This window comes from Sinomonas mesophila (genome assembly GCF_001999765.1).
Lineage (GTDB): Bacteria > Actinomycetota > Actinomycetes > Actinomycetales > Micrococcaceae > Sinomonas > Sinomonas mesophila.
Genome location: NZ_KV908324.1, coordinates 69,639 through 95,500 on the forward strand (window position 1 = coordinate 69,639; position 25,862 = coordinate 95,500).

Here is a 25,862-nt window from a genome sequence, read left to right on the forward strand (position 1 = left end):
GGCCGCGCCCGGGATGGCGGGCCTCCGACCGCCTGCTTCCCCACCCCGCGCGGCCGGGTCTAGCCTGAGGGCAGGACCCGGCCGCCCGGGCCGGGCCCGCGTCAGGAGGATCCGATGGGCGAAGGATGGGGCCGCAGGGGCCAGTGGGACATGCCGGAGCACCTGAGGCGGTTCGGGATCCCGGAGCCGTTCCGGCGGTTCGTCGAGGGCGACTGGGAGACCGGATGGCTGCGGGTCGAGGAATTCCGCGACGGTGAGACGCTCGTCGTGCGGGTCGAGGTCCCCGGCATCGACCCCGAGAAGGACGTCGACGTGACCGTCCAGGAGGGCGTCCTCAGCATCAAGGCGGAGCGCCGAGAGAGCACCGAGGACAGCGTCAGAGACGGGTATCGCAGCGAATTCCGCTACGGCTCGTTCTCGCGCACCGTGGACCTGCCTCGGGGCGTGCGCGGCGACGATGTCACCGCCTCCTACCGCGACGGCGTCCTCGAGGTCCGGGTACCGATCGCGCCCGAGGCGGGGCCAGGGCCGACCAAGGTCACCGTCAACCGCGGCTGACCGGCAGGAGGAGCCGGGGACGACGACGGCGACGCACCCGCCGGGCGTGCGTCGCCGCCGTCGTGCTTCTGGCACAGCCGTTCCAGCACACGTGTTCCAGCACGGCCGTGCTGGAACGGCGCTACAGGACGCTCTTGTAGACCTCGAGGGTCGTGGCCGCGATGCTCTCCCACGAGAAGTGCTCCTCGGCGCGGGCGCGGCCGGCCTCGCCCATCTTCCGGGCCCGATCCGGGTCCAAGACGACCTCGGTGAGGGCGGCGGCGAAGTCCGTGACGAACTTCTCCGGGTCCAGCGGGGTGCCCGTGCCGTCGCTGACCTGCTCGATCGGGACGAGGAGTCCGGTCGTGCCGTGGTCGACCACCTCGGGGATCCCGCCCGTCGCCGTCGCGACGACCGCCGCGCCGCAGGCCATGGCCTCGAGGTTCACGATGCCGAGGGGCTCATAGATGCTGGGGCACGCGAAAGCGGTCGCGTGCGAGAGGACCTGAATGAGCTCGGCGCGCGGGAGCATGCGCTCGATGAGGACGATGCCCTCGCGCTCGGCACGCAGCGCGTCGATGAGCTCAGCGGTTTCGGCGGCGAGCTCCGGCGTGTCGGCGGCGCCGAGGCACAGGACGAGCTGGACGTCGGCCGGCAGCTTCGCGGCGGCGCGCAGGAGGTACGGAACGCCCTTCTGGCGGGTGTTGCGGCCCACGAAGACCACCGAGGGCTTCTCGGGGTCGATGCCGAGCGCGCGCAGGTGCTCGGTGCCCTCGTCGCGACCCCACCGGGAGACGTCGATGCCGTTGTGGACCACTCGGACTTTCGCCGGGTCCACGTCCGGGTAGCAGCGCAGGATGTCCTCCCGCATGCCGTTCGAGACGGCGATGATCGCGTCCGCGGCCTCGTATGCCGTCTTCTCCACCCATGAGGACAGGCGGTAGCCGCCGCCGAGCTGCTCGGCCTTCCACGGGCGCAGCGGCTCGAGGCTGTGGGCGCTGAGGACGTGCGGGATGCCGTGAAGGAGCTTCGCGATGTGCCCTGCCATGTTCGCGTACCACGTGTGGGAGTGCACGAGATCGGCGCCGGCGACATCCGGGACGATGCCGAGGTCGACGCCGAGCGTCTGCAGCGCCGCGTTGGCCCCCGCGAGGTGATCGGGCACCTGGTACGACGCGACGGAGGCGCCGTCGACCTCCGGCTCCCGCGGCGCGCCGAAGGCATGGACGTGCAGATCGACCTCGCGGGCCAGGACCCTGCTCAGCTCTGCCACATGCACACCTGCGCCGCCGTAGATCTCCGGCGGGAATTCCTTGGTCACAATGTCGATACGCACGGTCTCAACGTAGTCGGTGCGGAGATCGTGTTCTAGTGTGAAGGTGGCCACGGTCCACGGCCGGAGCGCGGCCCACAGACATGCCGGAACGAAGGAATACGGGGGTTGCGCAGTGGCGCCTAGGAAAGTATTGGCGATCGTCCTGGCGGGTGGCGAGGGCAAGCGACTCATGCCGCTCACGGCCGACAGGGCCAAGCCCGCGGTACCGTTTGCCGGCGGGTACCGGCTCATCGACTTTGCGTTGTCGAATCTGGTCAACTCGGGCTACCGCCGCATCGTTGTGCTCACCCAGTACAAATCGCACAGCCTCGACCGCCATATCTCCGAGACATGGCGCCTCTCGACCCTTCTGCAGAACTACGTCGCCTCCGTCCCCGCGCAGCAGCGCGTGGGCAAGAGCTGGTTCCTGGGCAGTGCGAACGCGATCTACCAGTCGCTCAACCTCATCCACGACGACCAGCCGGACATCGTCGTCGTCGTCGGTGCCGACCACGTGTACCGCATGGACTTCGACCAGATGGTCGAGGCCCACATTGCGTCGGGCGCGAAGGCCAGCGTGGCCGCTGTCCGGCAGCCGCTGAACATGGCCAACCAGTTCGGCGTCATCGAGACCGACGCGACCGACCCCGGCAAGATCGCCGCGTTCGTCGAGAAGCCCGCGACCACGCCCGGCCTGCCGGACGACCCGGACTCGTTCCTCGCCTCGATGGGCAACTACGTCTTCGACGCCGACGCCCTCGTCGAGGCCCTCAAGCGCGACGCCGAGCGGCTCGACACGAAGCACGACATGGGCGGGGACATCATCCCGTACTTCGTCGAGCGCGGCGAGGCGGGCGTGTACGACTTCACGAAGAACGAGATCCCGGGCTCCACGGAGCGCGACCGCACGTACTGGCGGGACGTGGGGACGCTCGACTCGTTCTACGACGCCCACATGGACCTCATCTCCCCGTTGCCGGTCTTCAACCTGTACAACTCGGAGTGGCCGATCTTCACTCGCCAGAGCGTGTCCCCGCCGGCGAAGTTCGTCCGCGGCGAGGGCGGCACCGTGGGGACGGCGCTCGATTCGATCGTGGCGAGCGGGGTCGTCATCTCGGGCGGGATCGTTGAGGGCTCGGTCCTCTCGCACGACGTGCGCGTCGACGCCGCAGCCCGCGTCGTGGATTCGGTGATCATGGACAGCGTCCAGATCGGTGCCGGGGCCGTCGTGAACCGGGCGATCGTCGACAAGAACGTCACTATCCCCGCGGGCGCGACCGTGGGCGTCGACGCGAAGCTCGACCGTCTGCGCGGGTTCGAGGTCACGGCCTCCGGGATCACGGTGCTGTCCAAGGGCCAGATCGTCCCGGAACCTGACGAGGACGAGCGCCGGCTGGCCGCCGCGTGGTCCTCGAAGGTCCCGGCCGCCCTCGAGGACGTCGCCGCCGAGCTCCCCGAGGTCGTCGAGCGGATCCAGGAGGTGCACGCGGCCGCCGCATCGGGCTACTCCGGCGGGGCCGCCGCGGGCGCGCCGAAGGGCGCCGGCGGGCACGCGCCGTCGTCCGTCAGCTCCCCCGCCAAGGGTTAGCCGGGCGCGGGGGCCCGGGACCGCCCGGGTCCCCGCGCACCGGTAGAATGGGAGTCCATGAGCTCCCCCGATGTGCCCTCCGAACTGACGCCTGAGGAGATCCAGGCCTGCCTCAAGGTCCTGGGTACGATCCACGCGTACGACGAGGAGCACCCCGACTACGTCGCGGTGCGCCGTGCGACCGGCAAGATGTTCAAGGCGCACCGGCGTTTCACGCGCACGCAGAAGCGGGACGCGATCGCCGAAGCGGACAAGGCCGTCATCGCCCAGACCGCGACCGCGGCGCCGGACCGGATCGATGACGAGACGAAGGGCAACAAGCTCAAGCCCTCGGCGACCGGCTCGATCGCCGGGCACCTCATCCGGTCGCGGCCCTGCTACATCTGCAAGCAGCACTACACGCAGGTCGACGCGTTCTACCACCAGCTCTGCCCCGAGTGCGCTGCCCTGAACCATGCGAAGCGGGACGCGCGCACGGACCTGGCCGGCCGGCGCGCCCTGCTCACCGGCGGGCGCGCGAAGATCGGCATGTACATCGCGCTGCGGCTCCTGCGGGACGGCGCCCACACGACGATCACGACGCGCTTCCCCAAGGATGCCGCGCGCCGCTTCGCCGCGATGGAGGACAGCGCGGAGTGGATCGACCGGCTCACGATCGTGGGCATCGACCTGCGCGATCCGTCCCAGGTCATCTCCCTGACTGACGCGCTCGACGCCGAGGGCCCCCTCGACATCATCATCAACAACGCCGCGCAGACCGTGCGCCGCTCGCCGAACGCGTACAAGCCGCTCGCCGACGCCGAGGACGAGCCGCTCCCCGCCGCGCTCCTGGCCTCGAACGGTGGGCCGCAGCTGCTGACGTTCGGGCACGCGCACGACAGGCACCCGCTCTCGATCGCCGGCTCCGTCACCGGACACCCCGTCCTCGCGGGCGACGCCGTGACCGCACTCGCGCTCTCGACCGGGTCCACGTCGCTCGAGCGGATCGAGGCCGGGACCGCGATCGACGCCGGCGGGCTCGTGCCTGACCTCGCGACGATCAATTCCTGGACGCAGGTCGTGGACCAGGTCGACCCGCTCGAGATGCTCGAGGTCCAGCTGTGCAACGTCACTGCGCCGTTCCTGCTCGTGAGCCGGCTGCGGGCCGCGATGCGGCGGTCGACGGCGCGGCGCAAGTACGTCGTCAACGTCTCCGCGATGGAGGGGCAGTTCGGGCGGAAGTACAAGGGGCCGGGTCATCCGCACACGAACATGGCCAAGGCGTCGCTGAACATGATGACGCGCACGAGCGCCGGGGAGATGTTCGAGACCGACCGCATCCTCATGACCGCTGTCGACACCGGCTGGATCACGGACGAGCGGCCGCACTACACGAAGGTCCGCCTGGCCGACGAGGGGTTCCACGCCCCGCTCGACCTCGTGGACGGCGCGGCCCGGGTGTACGACCCGATCGTCATGGGCGAGGCGGGCACCGACCTGTACGGGGTATTCCTCAAGGACTACAAGCCCTCCCCCTGGTGAGCCGTTGAGGGGTCATATCCCCTGCCCTGCTGCCGGCCTCTATGCCTCTGCCCGGCAGCAGCCTTGCCGTGCCCTCGTGCCACCCCCAGGGGAAGAGACGAAGGCCAGCGACCAAGTAGAAAACGGCCTGTGCCACGGCACAAAGCAGGTAGTTGCTACTCGTGACAGGTGCTAGAGCAAAATCCTAGGGTCGACTCATCACGGCGCGGCCGTGGCATTCGTCGAATGCTGCAGATGTGGTGGGAACGTCTTCAGGGCCGCAGCCTTGCACCTAATAAGTTCATCACGACGGCGCTCCGCCAGGGGCCGTCCACGTCATGAAGAGTGGTCAAGCCAGTGTCTATTCCTAGCCAAGGTCCGGCCCATGTGCCAGACGTCGAGAGTCCATCGCCAACGACCTCCCCGAACACGGACGGTCATAGTGAAAGCCGCAGGGCTTCCTCGCCTGGCATACCGCGGGGACGTCACCGCCCGCCTGGCCCCCCAGTACCCAGATCCCGGGAAGTGCGGCTCTATGCGCTGCTGACAGCGCTGCTGCTTGCACTGGGTGGGCTGATGGCACCGATTGCGGCGGCGGACGCCGGTGATGTCGGGGTTGAGGGTCCCTCTCACTCCGGAACCGGGACGCCGACCGGCACGAAGCGGGCGACGAGTTCGCTGTGGTTCAACGACGGGATCTGGTGGGGCAACCTGTGGGACACTGCCAGCTCGGACTTCCATATCTTCCGGTTCGATCCATCGACGAGCTCGTGGGTCGATACGGGGGTGGTGACGGACCCACGGGCGAACACCCATCACGACGTGCTGTGGGATGGGACGACGCTGCATGTGGCGAGCTACCGGTTCGTCAACGACGGTCTCCCGGCCGAGCCTAACTTCCCGACGACGCATCGGCGCTACAGTTACAGCTCGAGCACCAAGACGTACTCGCTGCTGACGTCGACCAGCATCAACAACTACAAGGTCGAGACCCTGACCATCGACAAGGACTCCACCGGCCGTGTGTGGGCGACGTGGCCTCAGGGGAACCAGATCTACGTGAACGTCACCGCTACGGATGGCGAGACCTGGGGGACGCCCTTCCCGCTCCCTGGGGAGATGGCGAACGTGTCCCTGAACGACAACTCGGCCGTGATCGCCTTCGGACCCGGCAAGATCGGTGTGATGTGGAGCCGGACGGTCATCGACTCTACCGACGGCATGTACTGGAGCTACCACGTCGACGGGGCTTCGGACACCGACTGGAGCGCTCCCGTGGCAGCGGTCCAGGGGCTGCGCAGCGGCGATGACCATATGAACCTGAAGTGGCTGGACTCCTCGGGAGACAAGGTTTTCGCCGCGATCAAGACGAACTTCACGTCGGCGTCCCAGCCGCTGATCCAGCTGCTGGAACTGAGCGGGACGGTCTGGTCGGCGCACACGATCGCGACGGTCGCGGAATGCCCGAACCGAGCGGTCGTCCTGATCGATGAGAGCACCCGGATGCTGCGCACCTTCGCCACCTATCCGAAGCCCAGCGGCACGATGAACGCCGGCGTCTGCACCACCTCGGGGGGCGCGATCTACGAGAAGTCCACGCCGCTGGACAACATCAACTTCACTACGGACAAGACTGAACGCATTGTCGACGTGGACCAGTACGTCCACAACGTGACGTCAACAAAGCAGAACCTCAACAGCTCGACGCGCGGGACGGCGAACAGCGGTCTGTTGCTGCTCGCCGACGTGAACGCCACGAGCAGGTACTGGCACTACTTCGACTCGAGCGGTGGTGCTGGGGGCGGCGACACGACGGCTCCGACGGTGACGGATACGTCTCCGGCTGACGGTGCGACGGGCGTGGCGGTGACGGCGGACGTGACGGGGACGTTCTCGGAGGCGATGGACGCCTCGACGATTACGTCGAGCGCGTTCACCCTGCAGACGGGGACGACGCCGGTGCCGGCCGACGTGGCGTACAGCAGCACGACCAAGGCTGCGACGTTGAACCCGAGTGCGGACCTGGCCGCGGATACGACGTACACGGCGACCATCAAGGGCGGCACCGACGGGGTGAAGGACGCTGCCGGCAACGCGCTCGCCTCGGACACGTCCTGGACCTTCACCACGGCCGCGCAGTCTCCGATTGCAGCCAAGGCAGCTTCCCTGAATGGTGCTCTTGGAGCTGCCACCACTGGAGAAGTGTATGGCCTCAAGGACAACGGCGGGTACCAGTGCTTTGAACGCGGATGCATCGTCTGGTCGCCGGCATCAGGGGCACAGGTCTCAACTGGCGCGATCCGTGACCTGTGGGCGGCTACAGGGTTTGAGAACGGCAGGCTCGGATACCCGACCACCGACGAGGTCGGCGGGCTCAAGGATGGCGGCGTCTACCAGAACTACCAGGGCGGCGCGATCATCTGGTCACCGACAACAGGAGCCCACATCTCCGTGGGGGCGATCCGTGACCTGTGGGCGGCTACAGGGTTTGAGAACGGCAGGCTCGGATACCCGACCACCGACGAGGTCGGCGGGCTCAAGGATGGCGGCGTCTACCAGAACTACCAGGGCGGCGCGATCATCTGGTCACCGACAACAGGAGCCCACATCTCCGTGGGGGCGATCCGTGACCTGTGGGCGGCTACAGGGTTTGAGAACGGCAGGCTCGGATACCCGACCACCGACGAGGTCGGCGGGCTCAAGGATGGCGGCGTCTACCAGAACTACCAGGGCGGCGCGATCATCTGGTCACCGACAACAGGAGCCCACATGTCCGTTGGCGCCATCCGCGAAATCTGGGCCTCCACGGGATTCGAATCGGGTCGCCTCGGCTACCCCACCAGTGAAGAATACGCGACCGGCAATGACGGAGGCGTGGCTCAGAACTATCAAGGTGGCATCATTCGTTTGAGCCCGAGCGGCGCCAGCATCTCCTGGTTCTGAGCACCGGTCCAAGGCCAGCATGCCGGCTGAGCCATCCATGGACGGTCCAGCGGCGGGAAGCGGGCGGCAGGGATGCCGCCCGCTTCTCCGCGCTTGGGGCGGATCAGGCGAGGCGGGTGATTTCTACCTCGACGTCGAGGTGGGAGCCTCCGCCGCCCGAGAGGATGCCCTTGAGCGGGGGCACGTCCCGGTAGTCGCGCCCGCGGGCCACGGTCACGTGGAAGTCGCCGGCGGGCTTGTGGTTGGTCGGGTCCCAGCTGCGCCACTCGCCGTCCCACCACTCGAGCCACGCGTGGGACTGGCCGGCCACGGTCTCACCGATGCCCGCCGTCGAGCGCGGATGGAGGTAGCCCGAGATGTACCGCGCGGGGATCCCGAGGCTCCGCAGCGACCCGATGGCGAGGTGGGCGAGGTCCTGGCACACGCCCTCGCGCTGGTTCCACGCCTGTTCGGCGTCGGTCGTGACGCCGGTGCTGCCCGGCATGTAGCGCATCTCGCCGCGCATCCACTCGAACACGGCGTGGGCGGCCTCGTTCGGGTCCAGCCCCTCGGCGAGCTGCGGCACGATCCCGAGCACCTCCGTCCCGGGCCCGGACAGGCGCGACTGCGGGAGCCAGTCGCTGAACTGGTCCTCGATCTCGGGGCTGCGCAGCCGCTCCCACGGCACGACCTCGCCCTCGACCGGCACGCGCTCGACGCGGTGCACCTCGACCGTCGTCGTCGAGACGACCTCGAGGTACTCGTGCGGGATCTGCATGTCGAACGCCGTCACGCGCGTGCCCCAGTAGTCCTTGTAGGAGCTCATGGCCGCCTGCGACGGCGCGACCCGCACCTGCGACTCGAGCACGACCTGCTGCGGCTCCGTGAGCGGCGTCATGCGCGCCTCGTTGTAGCTGAGCGTGACGCGCTTGTTGTACCGGTACGCCGTCCGGTGGTCGATCCTCAGACGGGTCATGACACCTCTCCCACCCAGGCCTGCTCGTCGGCCCGATTGAAGTACTTGCGCGAGATCGCATCGGAGGCCTGCGCGACGGCCTTCTGGACGCGCTCCATGTGCTCGGGCAGCTCGACCATGAGGTCGTCCGTCCGGTGGAACTCGAGGAACGTCCTCGCCTGCCCGACGATCCGGCGGGCGTCGTTGATGAACCCGACCCGCTGGTCCGAGGGGTCGAGCTTCTCGAGGGCCTTGTCCGCATCCCGCAGCGCGTACACGATCGAGCGGGGGAAGAGCCGGTCCATGAGCAGGAACTCCGCGGCGTGCCGGTCGTCGAACGCGGCCCGCCGCGTGCGCAGGAACGACTCGTAGGCGCCCGCGCAGCGCAGCATGTTGACCCACGACATCCCCGCCGTGTGCACCTCGCGCGTCGAGAGCATGCGCGCGGTCATGTCGGCCCGCTCGAGCGATCGGCCCAGGACCATGAACTGCCAGCCCTCGTCATGGCTCATCGTCGTGTCGGCATGGCCCCGCGCCATCGCGGTCCGCTCCAGGACCCAGTTGCAGAAGCGGTACGTCCCGACGACGTCCTTGCGGTGCTGGCTCAGGCCGTAGAAGGTCGTGTTGAGGCACTCCCACAGGCTCGAGGACACCGTCTCCCGCGCCCGCCGCGCGTTCTCGCGCGCGGCCCCGAGTGATCCGGCGATGCTCGTCGCATGCGAGCGGTCGTAGGCGAGCGCGTGCAGGAGCTCGGACAGTCCGAACTCGTCCTTCTCGGGCCGCGAGCCCATGACGCCGAGCAGTTCCTGCGCGACGCTGCGCTGCTCCTCCGGGGGGAGGTGGTTGAGCCGCTCGAGGTGGACGTCGAGGATGCGGGCGGTCCCGTCGGCGCGCTCGACGTAGCGGCCGATCCAGAACAGGGATTCAGCGATGCGGCTGAGCATGGCGGCCTCCTCGGGCGGTACGGGCAGGGCGGGTGGGTGCAAGAGCACGACGGGTGGGTGCAAGAGCACGACGGCGCGAGCTCACTGCTGCTGCTGCTCCGCCTGGCGGTCGCGGTCCCGCCAGCTGCTCTCGACGGGCCACACGCTCGTCCGCTCGCGGATGCTGATCGAGTGCCGCGGCTCGGCCTCAATCGGCACGTCCGGCGACTCGGCGAGGACCCACGTGTCCTTCGACCCGCCGCCCTGGCTCGAGTTGACGATGAGCGAGCCCTCCTTGAGGGCGACGCGGGTGAGCCCGCCCGGGAGCACCCAGACGTCGTCGCCGTCGTTGATCGCGAACGGGCGCAGGTCCACGTGCCGGGGCCCGAACTTGTCGCCCGAGAGCGTCGGGACGGTCGAGAGCTGCAGGACCGGCTGGGCGATCCACCCTCGCGGGTCGGTGAGCACGCGGGAGCGCAGGGTCTCGAGCTCCTCGCGTGTCGCGTCGGGGCCGATCACGAGGCCCTTGCCGCCCGAGCCGTCGACGGGCTTGACCACGAGCTCGTCGAGCCGGTCGAGGACCTCCTCGCGCGCGGCGTCCTCCTCGAGCCGGTAGGTGTCCACGTTGGCGATGATGGGCTCCTCGCCGAGGTAGTAGCGGATGAGGTCCGGCACGTACGAGTAGACGAGCTTGTCGTCCGCGACGCCGTTGCCGACGGCGTTCGCGATCGTCACGCCGCCGGCGCGGGCGGCGTTGACGAGCCCCGGGCAGCCGAGCATCGAGTCCGAGCGGAACTGCAGCGGGTCGAGGAAGTCGTCGTCGATGCGCTTGTAGATGACGTCGACGCGCTGCTCGCCCGCCGTCGTGCGCATGTACACGCGGTTGCCGCGGCAGATGAGGTCCCGGCCCTCGACGAGCTCGACGCCCATGAGGCCCGCGAGGAGCGTGTGCTCGAAGTAGGCGGAGTTGAACACGCCGGGGGTGAGGACGACGACGGTCGGGTCGTCGACGCCGGCCGGCGCCGTCTTGCGCAGTGCCGAGAGGAGGCGGCGCGGGTACTCCTCGACGGGGCGGATGGGTTGCTGGCTGAAGGCCTCGGGCAGACCCTTGGCCATGGCCCGGCGGTTCTCGAGGACGTAGCTCACGCCCGAGGGGACCCGCACGTTGTCCTCGAGGACGCGGAAGGTCCCGACGGCGTCGCGGACGACGTCGATGCCGGAGATGTGCACGCGGACCCCGCCGGCGGGCTCGAACCCGTGGACCTGGCGGTGGAAGTGCTGGCTCGTCGTGACGAGGCGGCGCGGGATGACGCCGTCGGACACGACCGCCATCTTTCCGTAGACGTCGTTGAGGAACGCCTCGAGGGCCTGGACGCGCTGCGCGACGCCGCGCTCGAGGACGGTCCACTCGCCGGCGGGGATGACGCGCGGGACGATGTCGAGGGGGAACGGGCGCTCCTCACCCGCGTAGTCGAACGTGACACCTCGGTCGAGGAAGGTCCGCGCCATGGAGTCCGCGCGCGCACTCACGTCCGCGAGGCTCAGGCCGTCGAGCGCGCCAGCAAGCTGGCGGTAGCTCGGGCGGGCGGCCTGGCCCGGGGCGAACATCTCGTCATAGGCGCCCGTGCGTTCGGCGGCTATGGAGTAGTCCTCGAAGAGATCCGACATAGAGCACAGCTTTTCACCTCTGCGCCCCGCGCGCATATCGGCGCCCGCCCCGGGCGTGTTTCGGCGCCCGTGGTTGAATGGCGGCGTGTCGAGAGTGAACGAGAGCACACCGAATCCGGCCACCGCGAACCTCGGCCGCGAGGAGGCCGCCGAGCGGGCGCGCACGATCGCGACGGAGAGCTATGGCGTCACCCTCGACCTGCGCGCCGCCGGAGACCCCTCCGAGGTGTGCTTCACGACGACGGCGCGCCTCACCTTCCACGCCCGGCCCGGGGCGTCCACGTGGGTGGACTTCATCGGCGAGGAGGTGCTCGCCGTCGTCCTCAACGGCCGCCCGCTGGGGATCGAGTACGACGGCGCGCGGCTGCGGATCGAGGGGCTCGAGGACCGGAACCTGCTCGAGGTCACGGGACGCGGCCGGTACAGCACCTCGGGCGAGGGCCTGCACCGCTTCACCGACCCGGCCGACGGGCGCACGTACCTGTACACGCAGTCCGAGCCCGCGGACGCCCGGCGGTTCATCCCGTGCTTCGAGCAGCCGGACCTCAAGGCCCGCTTCGGCTTCACGGTCCTGGCCCCCGAGGGCTGGGCGGTGAGCGCGAACGGCCTCCTGACGGGCAGGGAGGCCAGTGGAGACGACGACGGCGGCGAGCGCTGGGAGTTCGCCCAGACGGAGCCGATGTCCACCTACCTCGCGGCCGTGCTCGCGGGCCCCTACCACCGGGCCGAGGACGCGTGGACGGGCGAACGGCCTGACGGCGGGACCCTGTCCGTGCCGCTCACGGCGTACTGCCGGGCCTCGCTCGCGCCGCACTTCGACGCCGAGCGGATCTTCGCCCTCACCAAGCGTGGTCTCGACTGGTACCACCGCGCGTTCGGCCTCGCCTACCCGTGGGGCAAGTACGAGCAGGCCTTCGTGCCCGAGTACAACCTCGGCGCGATGGAGAACCCCGGGCTCGTGACCTTCACCGAGGCCTACGTCTTCCCCTCCCGCGCTGCGGACAGCCAGTACGAGGGCCGCGCGAACACCCTCATGCACGAGATGGCGCACATGTGGTTCGGCGACCTCGTCACGATGCGCTGGTGGGACGACCTCTGGCTCAAGGAGTCGTTCGCGGACTTCATGGGCACCCTCGCCGTGGACCGGGCCACGGACTGGGAGACGGCGTGGGTCAACTTCGCGAACCGGCGCAAGGCCTGGGCCTACGTCCAGGACCAGCTGCCCACGACGCACCCCATCGTCGCGGACATCAAGGACCTCGAGGCGGCCGAGCAGAACTTCGACGGCATCACCTACGCGAAGGGCGCGTCGGTGCTCAAGCAGCTCGTGGCGTACGTGGGCGAAGAGGCGTTCTTCGGCGCCGCGCGGGACTACTTCCGCGAGCACGCGTTCTCGACGGCGTCCCTCGCGGACCTGCTCGCGGCCCTCGGGCGGGCGTCGGGGCGGCCCATGGAGGCGTGGGCGGCGGCGTGGCTGCAGACGTCCGGGCTGAGCGTCCTGGAGCCCGTCGTGGAGCACGACGGCGGGCGGCTGGTTCGCGTGGCCGTGCGGCAGAGCGCAGTCGACCCCGTCACGGGCCGGCCCGCGCTGCGCCCGCACCGCCTCCGGGTGGGCCTCTACTCGCGCGACGGCGGCGCGCCCGACGGCGGGGGGCGGCTCGTGCGCACGCACTCGGTGGAGGCGGACGTCGAGGGCGCCCTGACCGAGCTTCCCGCGCTCGCGGGCCTCCCGGTGCCCGAACTCCTGCTGCTCAACGACGGCGATCTGACCTACGCGAAGGTCCGGCTCGACCCGGCCTCGGAGCGCACCGTCCGGGAGGGCCTCGGGGACGTCGGCGACCCGCTCGCGCGGGCGCTCTGCTGGACCGCGCTGTGGCACGCCGCGCGCGACGGCGAGGTGCCCGCCCGCGCCTACGCCGACGCCGTCGTGCGCTTCGCAGCGGCCGAGACCACGGTGGGCGTCCAGCTGGCGGTCCTCGACAACGCCCGCACCGCGATCGAGCGCTACACCCACGGCGAGGCCCGCGGCGAGCTGCGCGCCCGCTGCCTCGCCGCCGTCGTGCGCGAGCTCCGGGCCGCGGCGCCCGGCTCGGACGCCCAGCTCGCGTGGGCGCGGGCGCTCGCGGCGGGGAGCCGGTACGGCGGGGGCCAGCTCGGCCTGGTCCGCGCGCTCGTGGACGGCACCGAGGCGATCGATGGCCTCGCCGTGGACCAGGACCTGCGGTGGCCGCTCCTGCAGGCGCTCGCGGCCCAGGGCCGGGCCGACGCCGCCGAGCTCGATGCGGAGCTCGCCCGGGACCGGACCGCGAAGGGGCGCGTGGGCCACGCCGTGGCGATGGCGGCCCGGCCGCTGCCCGAGGTGAAGCGGGAGGCGTGGGCCGCCGCCGTCGAGGGTACGGGGCTGTCCAACGAGCTGCTCGGGGCGACGGTCGAGGGGTTCATGGCGGGCCTCACGGCGCTGCGGCAGCCCTTCACCGAGCGGTACTTCGGCGCGCTCACGCGGCTGTGGGGGGAGCGCTCGCAGGAGATCGCGACGCGGCTCGTCACGGGCCTGTTCCCGGCCGACGAGGTCCTCGCCGTCGGCCAGGAGCCCGGGGAGAACCCCGTCCTGCGGCGCGCGGACGCGTGGCTGGAGGAGAACGCCGGGGCGCCGGCCGCGCTGCGCCGGCTCGTCGTCGAGGCGCGGGATCACCTGCACCGCTCGCTCACGGCCCAGAACACGTCCCGCGCGGGCGCGCGCGGGTTCGACGGGCGGGACGCAGAACAAGACGCAGGGAAAGAGGAGGAAGCATGGCACGGCTGAGGGTGCACAACCTGACGATCTCGCTCGACGGCTTCGCCGCCGGGCCGGACCAGAGCGTCGAGAACCCACTCGGGGTGGGCGGCGAGAGCCTGCACGAGTGGATGTTCTCGACGGAGACCGGGGCCAGCAGGTTCGGGACCAGAGGCAGCTCGTCGGGCGTCGACGACGCGTTCTTCCGCGCCGGCGAGGACGGCATCGGCGCGACGATCATGGGCCGGAACATGTTCGGCCCCGTGCGCGGGCCTTGGCCCGACGAGTCCTGGCGCGGCTGGTGGGGCGAGGACCCGCCGTTCCACCACCCCGTCTTCGTGCTCACCCACCACCCGCGGCCACCGGCCCAGATGGACGGCGGGACGGTGTTCCACTTCGTCGATGCGACGCCCCGCGAGGCCCTCGCGATGGCCTCCGAGGCGGCCGGCGGGCTCGACGTGCGCCTCGGCGGCGGCGCGTCGACCGTCCGGGAGTTCCTGGCCCAGGGTCTCATCGACGAGCTGCACGTCGCGATCGCGCCGGTGTTCCTCGGCGCGGGCGAGCGGCTGTTCGAGGGCGGCATCCCGGCCGGGTACGTGAGCGACCCGCTCATCGCGGGCGAGGGCGGGGCGGCCCACGCGGTGATCCGGCGCGCCTGAGGCGGGTCCCGGACGACCGCGCCCCGGAGCCCGGCTCCCGGCTCCCGGCTCAGCCCGTCCGGGTCGGGCGGCTGTCGAGGAAGCCCAGGACAAGCTCGGCCGCCTCGCGGGCATGGGTGAGGTCGAGGTCGTGGCCCGCGCCGGGGATGGTCTGCCGCTGGGTCTGCGGCACGAGCGATGCCAGCCACGGCCCGACCTCGGCGAACAGCGGGCCGGTGTCCCCGCCCCCGACGTAGAGCACGGGACAGCGGACGCGGGCCGCCTCATCGGGGCCGAAGCGCCAGCCGAGGACCGCCGGCATGTCGCCGCCGAAGAACGCAGGGGCGTCCCGCTCGAGGGCCTCGACCGAGCCCGGGATCGCGGCCTCACGGGCCGCGCGCCAGTCCGGGCCGGCGAGGAGGCGCATGAAGGAGTCGAGGGCCGCCGCCGGGCCGGACTCGGCGTGGACAGCGGCCAGCTCCACGGACAGCTCCCGCAGTCTCTCCCCCGCGCCGGTGTGCGTGGGCGGGGCCTCAAGGAGGGACAGGGACGCGACCGCTCCGGGGTGCTCCGAGGCCCAGGACAGGGCGACGGCGCTGCTATAGCTCGCGCCGATGACGTGCAGCGGCCCCCAGCCGAGGGCTGCGGCCACGGCCTCGCAGTCGGCGGCGTCGCCAGCGACCGAGCCGCGGGCGGCCGGCGATCCGGGCGCGCCGTAGCCCGCCCGCCGGAGGTAGGCGACCCGGCAGGACCCGGAGGCGGCGAGCAGCCGGGCGAGGGGCAGGAGCTCCTCGGCCTCGAGGGCGGTCTGCACGACGAGGACCGGGCGGCGGGACCCGCCGGTCCTGGCTGCTTCGCCCAGGAGCTCGACGTCGAGGACCCCGCCGTCGACGGTGACCCTTACTCTGGCCGCTCCCCGTGTCTCCTGCATCGGGCGCTCCTGCTAGGGGACGCGGTGCGTCCAGGTTTGGGTGCCGAACTTGCGTGCGGCGAGCCCCCGAGCGTCGGCGAGCGAGGCCGCGGACAGGTCCACGCGCGTGGCCCCGTAGCGGGCCGCGAAGCTGGACATCATGGCCTCGATGATCCCCTCGCGGGAGAGTCCCGTCTGCCGCTTGAGCGGGTCGACGCGCTTGGCGGCGCTCGCGATGCCCTTGTCCGAGATCTTCTCCCGCCCGATGCGCAGCACCTCGGTCATCTTCGCCGCGTCGATGTCGTAGCTCATGGTCACGTGGTGCAGCACGCCGCCGTTCCCGAGCCGCTTTTGAGCCGCGCCGCCGATCTTCCCTGCCTCGGTCGCGATGTCGTTGAGCGGTTTGTAGAAGGCCTTGACGCCCACCGACGCGAGCGCCTCCATGGCCCACGCGTCGAGGAAGGGGTACGAGTCCGCGAAGGACAGGCCGTCCACGAGCGAGGCCGGGAGGTACAGCGAGTACGTGATGCAGTTGCCCGCCTCCATGAACATGGCCCCGCCGCCGCTGATGCGCCGCACGACCGTCACGCCGTGCCGGGCCACGCCGTCGGGGTCCACCTCGTTGCGGTAGGACTGGAAGCTGCCGATCACGACCGAGCGCTCTTCCCAGTCCCAGAGCCGCAGCGTCGGGTTCCGCAGGCCGTCGCCGACCTCGCGCGTGAGGACCTCGTCGAGCGCGACCTGCTCGGTGATGGGCAGCGGGGTCGGGCCGATGAGCTCCCACTCGTGGTCCGCCCACGTCGTCGCGTGCCCGAGCGCCCGGCGGACGGCGACCGCGACGGCGTCGGCATCGAAGCCGAACATGACGGCGGTGGGTCCGACGGCGTCTGCCACGGCGGCGCTGAGCGCCGAGTTGGGCGCGTGGGTCGCGAGGCCGACGAGGGCGCCGTTGATGTCCGCGAGGGCCTCGTCGGGCTCGAGGAAGAAGTCCCCGTTGATGCTCGCCGCGGTGATGATCCCGTCCTCGGCGGCGAGGTCCGCGACCACGAGCTTCCCGCCGGGCACCTTGTACTCGCCGTGATAGTCAGCCACGGCACCAGCCTAGCCGCGCCCCGAACGCACGGAAGGCGCCGCCCCCTGCGGGGCGGCGCCTTCCGTGGCGGGAGAGGCCTGGCTCAGGCCTTCTTGCCGAAGTTCTTGAAGCGCGCGTTGAAGCGCTCGACGCGGCCGGCCGCGTCCATGATGCGCTGCTTGCCCGTGTAGAACGGGTGGGACTCCGAGGAGATCTCGACGTCGATGACCGGGTACGTGTTGCCGTCCTCCCACTCGATGGTCTTGTCAGAGGTGACCGTGGAGCGGGTGAGGAACTTGTTGCCGGAAGCGAGGTCGTTGAACACGACGGCCTCGTACTTCGGGTGGATCTCAGACTTCACAATGGGACCTTTCTGCTGCTCCTGGATTTTGCCAGGGGCAAGGTGTGAACGCCCCCGTTTGGGGGCCAGCAGTCCATACTACCAGCCTGCCGGCCCGAGTTCGCCCGCTATTCCGCGGGCGAGCCGGGCGACGGCGTCGGCCGCACCGGCGAGCAGGCTCGCCAACGCTGCGGCCCTGATCGTAGAGGTGCTGTTCGTCGGACGGGCCCTTGCCTTCTTTGGGCTCCCAGGGGTCGCCGACCTTCTCATGCGTGTGCTTCAACGCCGAATATGCGCGCCAGCGTCCCACGGCTATGGCGCTCGCCCCGATCCTGGCGACGCCAGTGCCCGCTCCCCGTGAGCGGTAAGCCATCACCCCGGGATCAAGACCCGGCCTGAAGCCGAATGTTCAGAGTGCCCCAAGCCTCGCCGTTGACCATCCAGATCCCCGTCTTCGGGTCCCACACCGCCCGGCACACACTGCACGTCACCCACGGGCAGTGAGGGTTCTCGCAATCGTGCGAGCGGGGGGTGCCCATCCTGCAGGCCGGACAGCTGTAGATTCCGCTCATGCCTTCTACATGCCCTCGAAGAGGGCCTTCAATCGGGATCGGCGAGCTCGCGGATCGTTTTCGTCTCTTGCCTGTCGTCGTCGCGTCCTGATCAAGCACCGGCTCGGAGCGCGCGATCTAGTCAGAGGTCCCTGGCTTCTGCAGGATGCCTTCAACTTCGAGCTGGAGGTCGATCTCGTCCCCGACCAAGACGCCGCCGCCTTCCAGCGGGACGTTGAAGGTCATCCCGAAGTCAGCACGGCTGATCGAACCGGTGGCGGTGAAGCCGGAGCGCTGGTTGCCATAGGGATCTTTGCCAAAGCCGTTCACCTCCACGCTCAGCGGCACTGGCCGGGTGACACCGTGCACGGTGAGTTCACCGTCGAGGATGACCTGCCCGTCTTCGATTCGGACACCGGTCGACTGGTAGGTCATCTGCGGGTACCGGTCGACGTCGAAATAGTTCTCCGAGCGCAGATCGTCATCGCGGGTCGGATTGTTGGTGTCGATCGAGGTCATCTCGACCGTGACCGTGGCCGAGGAGTTCAGCGGGTTGCGCGCGGTGGTATAGGAGCCGGTGAAGCGGGTGAACCGGCCGCGGACCTTGCTCAGCATCAAGTGGCGCACGCTGAACCCGATCTCGGTGTGGACGGGGTCGATCTCCCAAGTACCGGCGACATATCCCTCTATCGGCATTTGTGCTGCAGTCATCGTCGGTCTCCTTCGCCGGATCCACTAACTGTTTCGTGGTCATTATGGCCGAGGCTGACGCCCGATCGCCCTCGGCCGCGAAAGATCGGCCTCGACGAGAGCGGGTCCCCGTCGCACAGCAGCGCGTCCAGCGGGTAGCGCGCATCGCGCGGCTGCGGGTCCCAGGCCGAAGTCGTCATCGCCGCCGTCCTCGTCCCCGGCAGGGCCGCCCCCAAGGTCGTCAGCCGAAAGCAGCTGCGAACATGCCCGGTGCCGTCCCCCAGACATCCACGCGGGCCCTGGCCAACGCCACGTTCCCCTATGTCGGGCAGCTGCATAACGAGGTGTCGAGGCCGCCAGTCGTCCGCCGCCCCTGCTGTCAGCCCGGGAGAATCGGGGCCCCTGTCTCTCGCGTTTGCCCGCTGCCTGTGGGGCTGCTCGATCCCCAAGCAACACGAATCATCCAGCTGTTCCCCCAGTGCCCTCGACCACCTACCCTAACGTCTACTCCCATGGCAGCTCGGCCACAGAGTCAAGTGCGGAGGCTCCTCCGCGACAATCGCGAAAGGAAAGAAATGATCGTCCTCGGACTTGTTCTGCTGATCGTCGGCTGGCTTCTCGGCATCGACATCCTCAGCACCATCGGCTGGATTGTGCTGATCATCGGCGTCATCCTGCTTATTCTCGGCGCGCTGAACCGACCCATCATCGGCGGGCGCCGATATTGGTACTAGCTAGCGCGTCAGCCTGGTCTCCTCCTCCAAGTAGCCGAGCTTGTTCGGGTTCCGCATGGCGAAGATCCGTGCGATCCTGCCGTCCTCCACCACCAGGCTGATGAGTGACGGACCGCCTGCTTCGTCGTCGATCCGGATGCCGAGGCCGCCATTGAGCCAGAGCAGAGCGATTTTCGGGTTGAGCGCGGCCTCTGGGAAGGACCGCAGAAGATTTGTCACCTTCTTCGCGCCGTACACCGGCACCCGAACCGCCTGGGCGACGCCGCCGCCGTCGGCGATGAGTACGACGTCGGGGGCCAGCACGTCCATCAAGCCCTGCACATCCCCGGTGGTGACCGCCTTCAGGAACCGTTCGACGACTTCCTGCTGCTCGTTGCGGTCCACGCGTATGCGGGGGCGCCGGGCGGCCACATGAGAGCGCGCACGGCTGACGATCTGGCGCACGGCTGGCGCTGACTTGCCCACGGCCTCGGCAATCTCCTCGTAGGGCAGGTCGAAAACCTCCCGCAGGACGAAGACCGCCCGCTCCACAGGGGTGAGCGATTCGAGAACCGTGAGCATCGCGATCGAGACGCTTTCGGCCAGTTCCACATCCTCGGCGACATCCGGCACGGTGAGCAGGGGCTCGGGCAGCCATTCCCCGACGTAGTCCTCCCGCCGTCGTGACAGCGCGCGGAGGCGGTTGAGCGCCTGGCGGGTGACGATGCGAACGAGGTAGGCCCGCGGGTCGCGGACCCCCGCGCGGATGTCGGGGTCCAGTTCAGCCCACCGGAGCCAGGCCTCCTGCACCACGTCCTCGGCATCCGCGGCGGAGCCGAGCATCTCGTAGGCGACAGTGAAGAGCAGGCTGCGGTGGGCGACGAACGGGTCTGGCCTGTCAGTGGCGGCGAGGCTGCTCATCCCGCTCAGGCTACTCCGTGGCCGCTGCGCGCTGCGAGCGGCTTCAACTCACAGGAATCCGCGAATCCCTCGGATTCGATTCCGAGGGCCACGTTGCTGCGGGTCGTGAGGTTGGCGAAGCCGATAATGCTGGTCAGTTCGATCAGCGCCGGCGCGCCCAATTGCTCGAGCAGCCGGGCCGACAGTCCGTCGGTCACTGAGACGGGCGTGGCGCTCATGGCCTCGGCATACTCTAGGACGTCCCGCTCCAGAGGCGTGAAGACGTCGGACTCACGCCAGCATGGGATCTGCCGGGCCTTCTCCAGGTCCAGGCCGTGATTGTGCGCCATGAAGTAGTTGTAGTCGAGGCACCAAGTGCAGCCGATGAAGGAGGCCACGGCCATGTGAGCGTAGGACTTCAGCGATTCATCGCAGCTGTTCCACTTCTGCAGCTTCTGTCCGAAGCCCATGGATGCCTTGAGAACGGGCTGGTTGTGCCACATGACGCCCAGCGATTCCGGGACTTTGCCGAACATCTTCGCGCTGAACTTCTTGATGAGTGCGCCGTAGAAACCGGTGATTTCTGAGGCTGGGATCCTGGTGGTCATGTCTCCTCCTGCGGTCGGTTCTGGGTCCTACGACATGAAGACACCGGCCGCGCCCGATCTGTGACAGCGATGTCGTGAAATTCTCTGGAGAGCGCCTTGTTTGGCCCGCGACCTGGTGAACCGCTGGGCCTGGAGTCGTGAACCCCTCCCCCCGGGCTGCATAGGCACGGCGGGAGATCGTCAGAATCCGCACCAACTCTTAGCTCAGGGATGGCCGGCGAAAGTCCCCTCTGAACAGCCGCTTGGCTTAGGCATGCATCGCCGGCAGTGCTGCGACACCCACCCCCATGACTTTCGCCTAACACAGCGTTCAGATGGAGGACAGCCGCGGCAACGTCATCGAGGGCGCACTGGACGGCATGACACTGGACGGGACCACGCTGTGGATCCAGCCAAGGGGCGGATTGGGCCGCCGCCTGGTCCACCACCCGGATGGCTACGAGCTGCGGAGTCCGTCGGCTGCCTGAGCGGACTGGAAAGCACCCCCCGAAAACGAAACACCCCGGGCCTTGATGAACTGCTCATCAAGGCCCGGGGGTGCTTTTCGTCCCCGCCGTAGGGGCTTGGCCACCGACCTAGGGTCTGGCAATCGGCATCAGCATTGCGGGGTTGAAGCAAGCGAGCCGGCGGCCGGGCTTCCTGTGCCATTGATGCTGTAGTTGCGTGCCCAGTCGACATCCATGGTTGAGGGCTTGGTGGGTTGCCCGTTCGGGAACCAGTCAAGCTGCATGGTCAGGTGCATGGACTGGTCCGGCTGGTGCGCCGGGTCAGTGTCCTTAAACCAAAGCTGGCCGTCCACATAGCCGGTGACGCCGGACGGGCACCACTGCACCGCATAGTTGTGCCACTGGGTCATGTCCAGGGGCTTCTTCGCATAGGTCTGGACGCCACTGGCGCAGCCGTAGTGGAGGAAGAAACTGATGTTTGCCAGATCGTTTGTTTGCTCCGCGAAATCAATCTCGGAGCACTTGGCGGAGGTGCTGTCGGGCCAGAGAATGTTCACGGCATGGTACTGCTGTTCGGCGGCACTGGTGCGCATCCGGACTTCGTACCTGCCGTACTTTTGGCGGGCAAATTTCGCGCTCATGCCGCCCGTGACTCCAGCTGAGTCGCCCTTGATCGTCATAATCCCGTTGTTCACCGAGATGGCCCGGGGTGAACGTACACCGTTTCCTGCGTGGCCCGCTGAGTCGTAAACACTCCATTTGGTGCTGTTCGGCGCACCTATATAGTCAAATTCGTCGCCAGCCTGGAGGGGTCCCCATCCCAGCGCTTGGGCTGCCTCGGTGCCCGTGGAGGAAATCCCGGACGCAGTGGTCGTTGGGCTTGCTGTAGGCGTCGGAGTGGCGGCTGACGTTGGCGTGGCTGTCCCGGTCGACGTCTCCGTCGGCGCGGGAGCGGCCGTGGCCGTCTGCGTCGGTACAGAGGTGGCCGTCAACGTCGGAGTGGGGGTCGCCGTCGACGGCACACCCGCAGCGATCCGCCCCAGGGCCTTGCCGTGCTTTGGGGCGGTATTGGCGGCCTGGGCAGCGGACAAGGCAAGCAGGCCTCCCCCGCTCACGGCCAGTGTTGTTGCCGTGAACAAGGCAAGTGTGCGTTTGCGGAATTTCAAGATGCAGCTCTCCGGTCACTTCGGTTTGTATTTCGGTAGCGGGCAGCCACCAGGCCAGGACGCAGTGGGCAGCGCATTGCATTGCTTCCTGCGAACCTGCCGAATCGAGATCAGACCTCGGTGGCTTGCCACGCGGCGGGGAGCGATAACCAACTTTCGGGACTCCGGCGGCACCGGGGGCCGCCCGAATCTTCATTCGTGGCATTACTTCCCCCGGCATGGCCATGTGTAGTTTTCATCGTGCGCACACAGCGGTGCACTCCATGACCCGGTAACAATGCCAACAACAGCTGTGCAGTCAAGGGTCAGCAATTCGAGGACGACGCCAAGCGCTCATCGCCAACGCAGGCTGGGCGCTCGCGCGCTGGCCGCCTATACAGCCCCCAGATCTCCACCTCACGCTATGCAGTGATCACAATTTGGTCACGGAACGTCCATCAACGCTAGGCAGAACGCCCACGCAGAAGCAAACACGAAGTCGATATGGTCGACGCAATTTGCATCCGACCCCACTGATACGACAAAGTGGGTGGCTTTCGGGCCGCCACCCGTTCTGCAGGAAGGATCAGGGAGAACTCGACGGCAGACCTCTGGCAGGGTTCGGCCGGTTCCGTCTGCCCGGCACCCCCGGCACGCGCGCTGCCTCGACTCCTGGAAACGAGGGCCGAGGGGAAGCCGCCGGCTCACGGCGGCTTCCCCTCGCCCGCCGTCTGCTGTGAAGGACTGATGGGCTGGCGCAACGCGTTCAGTGAAGTGGGTCCAAAATGCGCCTGGCAGCGCGGTCAGATGGGTGCAGTCACGCTCAGCCACTACCTGGTCGCGTAGAAGGCGACCGCCGACGACGCCGCGACGTTGAGCGAGTCCACGCCGTTCATCATCGGAATCGTGACCCGCCGGTCAAGCACCCGATCCGTCTCCGGGGTCAGACCCTCGCCCTCGGTACCGAAGACCAGGGCTAGGTTCTCGTGGTCCTCGGCGACCAGCTCGTCCAGCGTGATCGCCCCCTCCCCCAGCGTCATCCCCGCCACCACGTAGCCCGCATCCTTCAGCAGCGCGACGTCCTCGGGCCATGATTCGATCCGCGTCCACGGCACCTAGAAGACAGTGCCCATCGACACCCGGATCGCGCGGCGGTAGAGCGGGTCCGCGCACTGCGGCGTCACCAGCACGGCATCGACACCGATCGCTGCGGCGCTGCGAAAAACCGCTCCTACGTTGGTAAGTGCCGCAACTTGTTCTGCGCGTCCAGTCGCGACGTAGAGCCGGGGGATCTTCGCGCATCTGACTGCAGGAACGTCAGTGAATGTTGAAAGAGGGGATGGTACACGTCAGGCAAACCCTCCAGGGCTGGCTAGGGCAGAATTTCACGGCCTGGCCGAGTCACTGCGTGTCCGGGTTTGAGGGCCCTTTGGACAGGAAAGACCTGGCGTCGCTCTCCTCCAGTGTTCATGTACCGAGGGGCGACAAGGGTGCCCCTCGGTGGGCTGTGCCTACGCAGAGGGCTGTACTCAGGCCTTTTGGGCCAGCATGGTCTTCCTGGCTCCCGGGGTGAACAAGGGCGAGAAAGCCGCGGTCCCGATGGCGCGGGTGCTGGCACTGGCCGAGTGCGGTACGCACGTGGTCTTCGCCGCCAAGGTCGGCACGTACGCGGAGTCGAGGCGTCCATGGCCGGGGACCTGCTGCCCCGCTCGCTTGCGCAAAAGGATGCTGCTGACCGCGGACCGCGGGTTCTTCTCCTACGCGCTGTGGCGAAAGGCGACCGCGACCGGAGCGGACCTGCTGTGGAGCATCCGTACCGACAGGTCCGGCCCCAGGCCCGAGCATGTCCAAGACCTGCCCGACGGCACCTCGTTGGCCCACCTGCGCCGCAACACCCCCCGCCGCCGAGCGCAACGCTCAACCGATCCTGGTCCGGGTCATCGACTACGCCATCGACGACGACAGCCAGGCGAGGAAGTCGGTGGCCTACCGGCTGGTCACGACCCTGCTCGATCCCGGCCAGGCGTCCACACGTTCGAGCAGCTCTTCCGCCCGTAGGTCAGGCGCAGACGGGGCGATAACCGGTCGGGCGGCCGCCCGAGCGTACTTGCGCACCGGAGGATTCCCCGCGCAGCCGGCCGAGTCTACTGTGAGTGCGTGCGCGGGCGCATGGAAGCCGACTATCTGGTGGTCGGCGCTGGGACAGCGGGGATGGTCTTCACCGACCGGATCCTCGCGCATTCGGATGCCACGGTCGCGATCGTCGATCGTCGGCACGCGCCCGGGGGACACTGGCAGGACGCATATCCGTTCGTTCGGCTGCACCAGCCCGCGAACCTCTACGGCGTCGAATCCGTGCCATTCGGAGCCGACAGGCGCGACGTCAGCGGCACGAACGCAGGCATGTACGAGCTGGCCGGCCCGAGCGAGATCTGCGCGCACTTCGAAGAGGCGATGACGCGGGTCTTCCTGCCGACAGGTCGTGTAGTCTACCTGCCCGAGTGCGAGTTCGTTGACGAGGGTCGGATCGTCTCCCGCCTGGACGGCCGCACCGTGCCCGTCACCGTGCGCCGCCGCGTGGTGGATGCGAGGTACCTCGAGGGCCGCATCCCCGCCACCTCCGCCCCGCCGTTCGCCGTGGCCGAGGGAGTCCGCTGCATCCCCACCGGTGGGCTCGCCCGACTCGCCCAGCCGGCCGGACGCTTCACGGTGATCGGCGCGGGAAAGACCGCCCTCGACACGTGTGTGTGGCTTCTCGAGCGGGGTGTGGATCCCGCCGACCTCACGTGGATCAAACCGCGCGAGGGATGGTGGCCGAATCGACGCTACCTGCAGCCGCACGACCTCGTCGTCGACCAGTACGTCGCGAACGCCGCGCAGATCGAGGCCATGGCCCAAGCGACGACGGTTGACGATCTCTTCGCACGGCTCGACGAAAAGGGAATCCTGCTGCGGGTCGACCCCTCGGTGCCGCCCACAATGTTCCACGGCGCGATGGTCGGAGAAGCCGAGATCGCCCTCCTCCGGCGAATCGAGGATGTCGTCCGCCTCGGTCACGTGCGTTCTGTCGAGCGCGATCGCATCATCCTCGACGACGGTATCATCCCCACGACACGCGACACGCTGCACCTCCACTGCGCGGCGTCGGGGCTCGTCCGGCCGCCACTCCGTCCGATCTTCGAGCCTGGCCGCATCACGCTTCAGCCGATGTTCTGGGGCACCGTCTCGTTCCAGTACGCGATGCTTGGCGTCGTCGAAGCCGAACTCCACGACGACGACCAGAAGAACGAGCTGTGCCGCCCGCTGCACCTCTGGGATCGGAATGTCGACTTCCTCATCTCCTACGCCGCGCTGATGGCGAACGCCCGGGCTCGCGGCCAGCATCCGGCCGTGTCCGCCTGGTCACGCACGAGTCGACTGTATCCTTTCGCCGAGCTGGAGCGTTACGCCGACGACCCACGCCTTCCCGAGGCTCGCGAGCGCAGCCGAGCCCATGCCGCCGGAGCGCTCTCCAACCTCCCCCGCCTCATCGCCTCGGCGTGACCCGGCCATCGGCGGCCGGCGATCGCTCGCCGTTACCTAGGGGCCGGTGTGGCTTTGGTGGGTCAGCCGGAAGGGTGGCTTGAAAGGATTGGCCGGCCGGTGCCCCGCGACGACTCGGCCGCTGA

The 25,862-nt window shown here is 68.8% G+C and carries 19 protein-coding genes and 1 pseudogene; 8 read left to right on the forward strand and 12 right to left on the reverse strand.

The genetic code is table 11. The features are described 5' to 3' along the window. Window positions 1-114 precede the first annotated feature (114 nt). Entirely contained in the window at window positions 115-558 is a 444-nt protein-coding gene (locus BV907_RS04160; protein ID WP_139346599.1) for an Hsp20/alpha crystallin family protein, read from the forward strand. A 121-nt stretch (window positions 559-679) separates the two neighbouring features. On the opposite strand, the gene glgA is transcribed toward BV907_RS04160, so the two are convergent. Then, complete coding sequence (gene glgA / locus BV907_RS04165) at window positions 680-1,873, reverse strand: glycogen synthase (protein WP_077488655.1); 1,194 nt, start codon at window positions 1,871-1,873, stop codon at window positions 680-682. A gap of 169 nt (window positions 1,874-2,042) precedes the next feature. Here glgA and BV907_RS04170 point away from each other — a divergent pair, with 169 nt between their 5' ends. The 3 genes from BV907_RS04170 (at window position 2,043) to BV907_RS04180 (ending at window position 7,883) form a co-directional block, all read left to right on the forward strand. Beyond that, on the forward strand, window positions 2,043-3,440 hold the full coding sequence (locus BV907_RS04170; RefSeq protein ID WP_245827803.1) for a glucose-1-phosphate adenylyltransferase: 1,398 nt from the start codon (window positions 2,043-2,045) through the stop codon (window positions 3,438-3,440). Window positions 3,441-3,497: 57 nt separating this feature from the next. Further along, window positions 3,498-4,961, forward strand: coding sequence for an SDR family NAD(P)-dependent oxidoreductase (locus BV907_RS04175; protein ID WP_077488476.1), 1,464 nt, complete (start codon window positions 3,498-3,500; stop codon window positions 4,959-4,961). A 555-nt stretch (window positions 4,962-5,516) separates the two neighbouring features. Further along, window positions 5,517-7,883 (forward strand): Ig-like domain-containing protein, encoded by a 2,367-nt coding sequence (locus BV907_RS04180; protein WP_077488477.1) that lies wholly within the window; start codon window positions 5,517-5,519, stop codon window positions 7,881-7,883. A gap of 103 nt (window positions 7,884-7,986) precedes the next feature. Here the strand turns inward: BV907_RS04180 and BV907_RS04185 are convergent, their stop codons facing one another. The 3 genes from BV907_RS04185 to BV907_RS04195 all read right to left on the reverse strand — a co-directional run bounded on the left by BV907_RS04185 (window position 7,987) and on the right by BV907_RS04195 (window position 11,408). Continuing rightward, entirely contained in the window at window positions 7,987-8,838 is an 852-nt protein-coding gene (locus BV907_RS04185; RefSeq protein WP_077488478.1) for a transglutaminase family protein, read from the reverse strand. Next, on the reverse strand, window positions 8,835-9,761 hold the full coding sequence (locus BV907_RS04190) for an alpha-E domain-containing protein (protein WP_077488479.1): 927 nt from the start codon (window positions 9,759-9,761) through the stop codon (window positions 8,835-8,837). The genes BV907_RS04185 and BV907_RS04190 overlap by 4 nt, the downstream gene beginning before the upstream one ends. Before the next feature lie 81 nt (window positions 9,762-9,842). After that, the gene (locus BV907_RS04195; RefSeq protein WP_077488480.1) at window positions 9,843-11,408 is read right to left on the reverse strand and encodes a circularly permuted type 2 ATP-grasp protein; all 1,566 of its coding nucleotides are present in this window, start codon (window positions 11,406-11,408) and stop codon (window positions 9,843-9,845) included. An 85-nt stretch (window positions 11,409-11,493) separates the two neighbouring features. On the opposite strand from BV907_RS04195, the gene pepN reads away from it, so the two are divergent. Further along, the gene (pepN, locus tag BV907_RS04200; protein WP_245827792.1) at window positions 11,494-14,211 is read left to right on the forward strand and encodes an aminopeptidase N; all 2,718 of its coding nucleotides are present in this window, start codon (window positions 11,494-11,496) and stop codon (window positions 14,209-14,211) included. Further along, entirely contained in the window at window positions 14,199-14,840 is a 642-nt protein-coding gene (locus tag BV907_RS04205) for a dihydrofolate reductase family protein (protein ID WP_077488482.1), read from the forward strand. The genes pepN and BV907_RS04205 overlap by 13 nt, the downstream gene beginning before the upstream one ends. 49 nt (window positions 14,841-14,889) lie before the next feature. Here BV907_RS04205 and BV907_RS04210 read toward each other — a convergent pair whose 3' ends face one another. The 4 genes from BV907_RS04210 to BV907_RS04230 form a co-directional block, all read right to left on the reverse strand. Next, window positions 14,890-15,750: an alpha/beta fold hydrolase gene (locus BV907_RS04210; RefSeq protein WP_077488483.1), complete on the reverse strand. Its 861-nt coding sequence runs from the start codon at window positions 15,748-15,750 to the stop codon at window positions 14,890-14,892. Between the two features lie 12 nt (window positions 15,751-15,762). Next, window positions 15,763-16,821, reverse strand: a complete 1,059-nt coding sequence (lplAB, locus tag BV907_RS04215; protein ID WP_077488484.1) for a lipoate-protein ligase LplAB — start codon at window positions 16,819-16,821, stop codon at window positions 15,763-15,765. Between the two features lie 83 nt (window positions 16,822-16,904). Further along, a complete protein-coding gene (locus BV907_RS04220) occupies window positions 16,905-17,162 on the reverse strand; it encodes a type B 50S ribosomal protein L31 (protein ID WP_077488485.1) in 258 nt (85 codons plus the stop codon). Between the two features lie 668 nt (window positions 17,163-17,830). After that, entirely contained in the window at window positions 17,831-18,403 is a 573-nt protein-coding gene (locus BV907_RS04230) for a YceI family protein (protein ID WP_077488486.1), read from the reverse strand. Between the two features lie 554 nt (window positions 18,404-18,957). Between BV907_RS04230 and BV907_RS18705 the strand changes: the two genes are divergently transcribed. Further along, window positions 18,958-19,116, forward strand: coding sequence for a hypothetical protein (locus BV907_RS18705; RefSeq protein WP_175637364.1), 159 nt, complete (start codon window positions 18,958-18,960; stop codon window positions 19,114-19,116). Here the strand turns inward: BV907_RS18705 and BV907_RS04235 are convergent, their stop codons facing one another. The 4 genes and pseudogenes from BV907_RS04235 to BV907_RS04255 all read right to left on the reverse strand — a co-directional run. Next, entirely contained in the window at window positions 19,117-20,016 is a 900-nt protein-coding gene (locus tag BV907_RS04235) for an RNA polymerase sigma-70 factor (protein WP_077488487.1), read from the reverse strand. Between the two features lie 5 nt (window positions 20,017-20,021). Then, complete coding sequence (locus BV907_RS04240; RefSeq protein WP_077488488.1) at window positions 20,022-20,603, reverse strand: carboxymuconolactone decarboxylase family protein; 582 nt, start codon at window positions 20,601-20,603, stop codon at window positions 20,022-20,024. A gap of 595 nt (window positions 20,604-21,198) precedes the next feature. Further along, window positions 21,199-22,164: a glycoside hydrolase family 16 protein gene (locus BV907_RS19665; RefSeq protein WP_342745510.1), complete on the reverse strand. Its 966-nt coding sequence runs from the start codon at window positions 22,162-22,164 to the stop codon at window positions 21,199-21,201. Window positions 22,165-23,024: 860 nt separating this feature from the next. Further along, window positions 23,025-23,438, reverse strand: a pseudogene (locus BV907_RS04255) (TrmH family RNA methyltransferase); the annotation flags it as partial. A 925-nt stretch (window positions 23,439-24,363) separates the two neighbouring features. Between BV907_RS04255 and BV907_RS04260 the strand changes: the two are divergent. Continuing rightward, window positions 24,364-25,737 (forward strand): NAD(P)-binding protein, encoded by a 1,374-nt coding sequence (locus BV907_RS04260; RefSeq protein ID WP_077488656.1) that lies wholly within the window; start codon window positions 24,364-24,366, stop codon window positions 25,735-25,737. Window positions 25,738-25,862 lie beyond the last annotated feature (125 nt).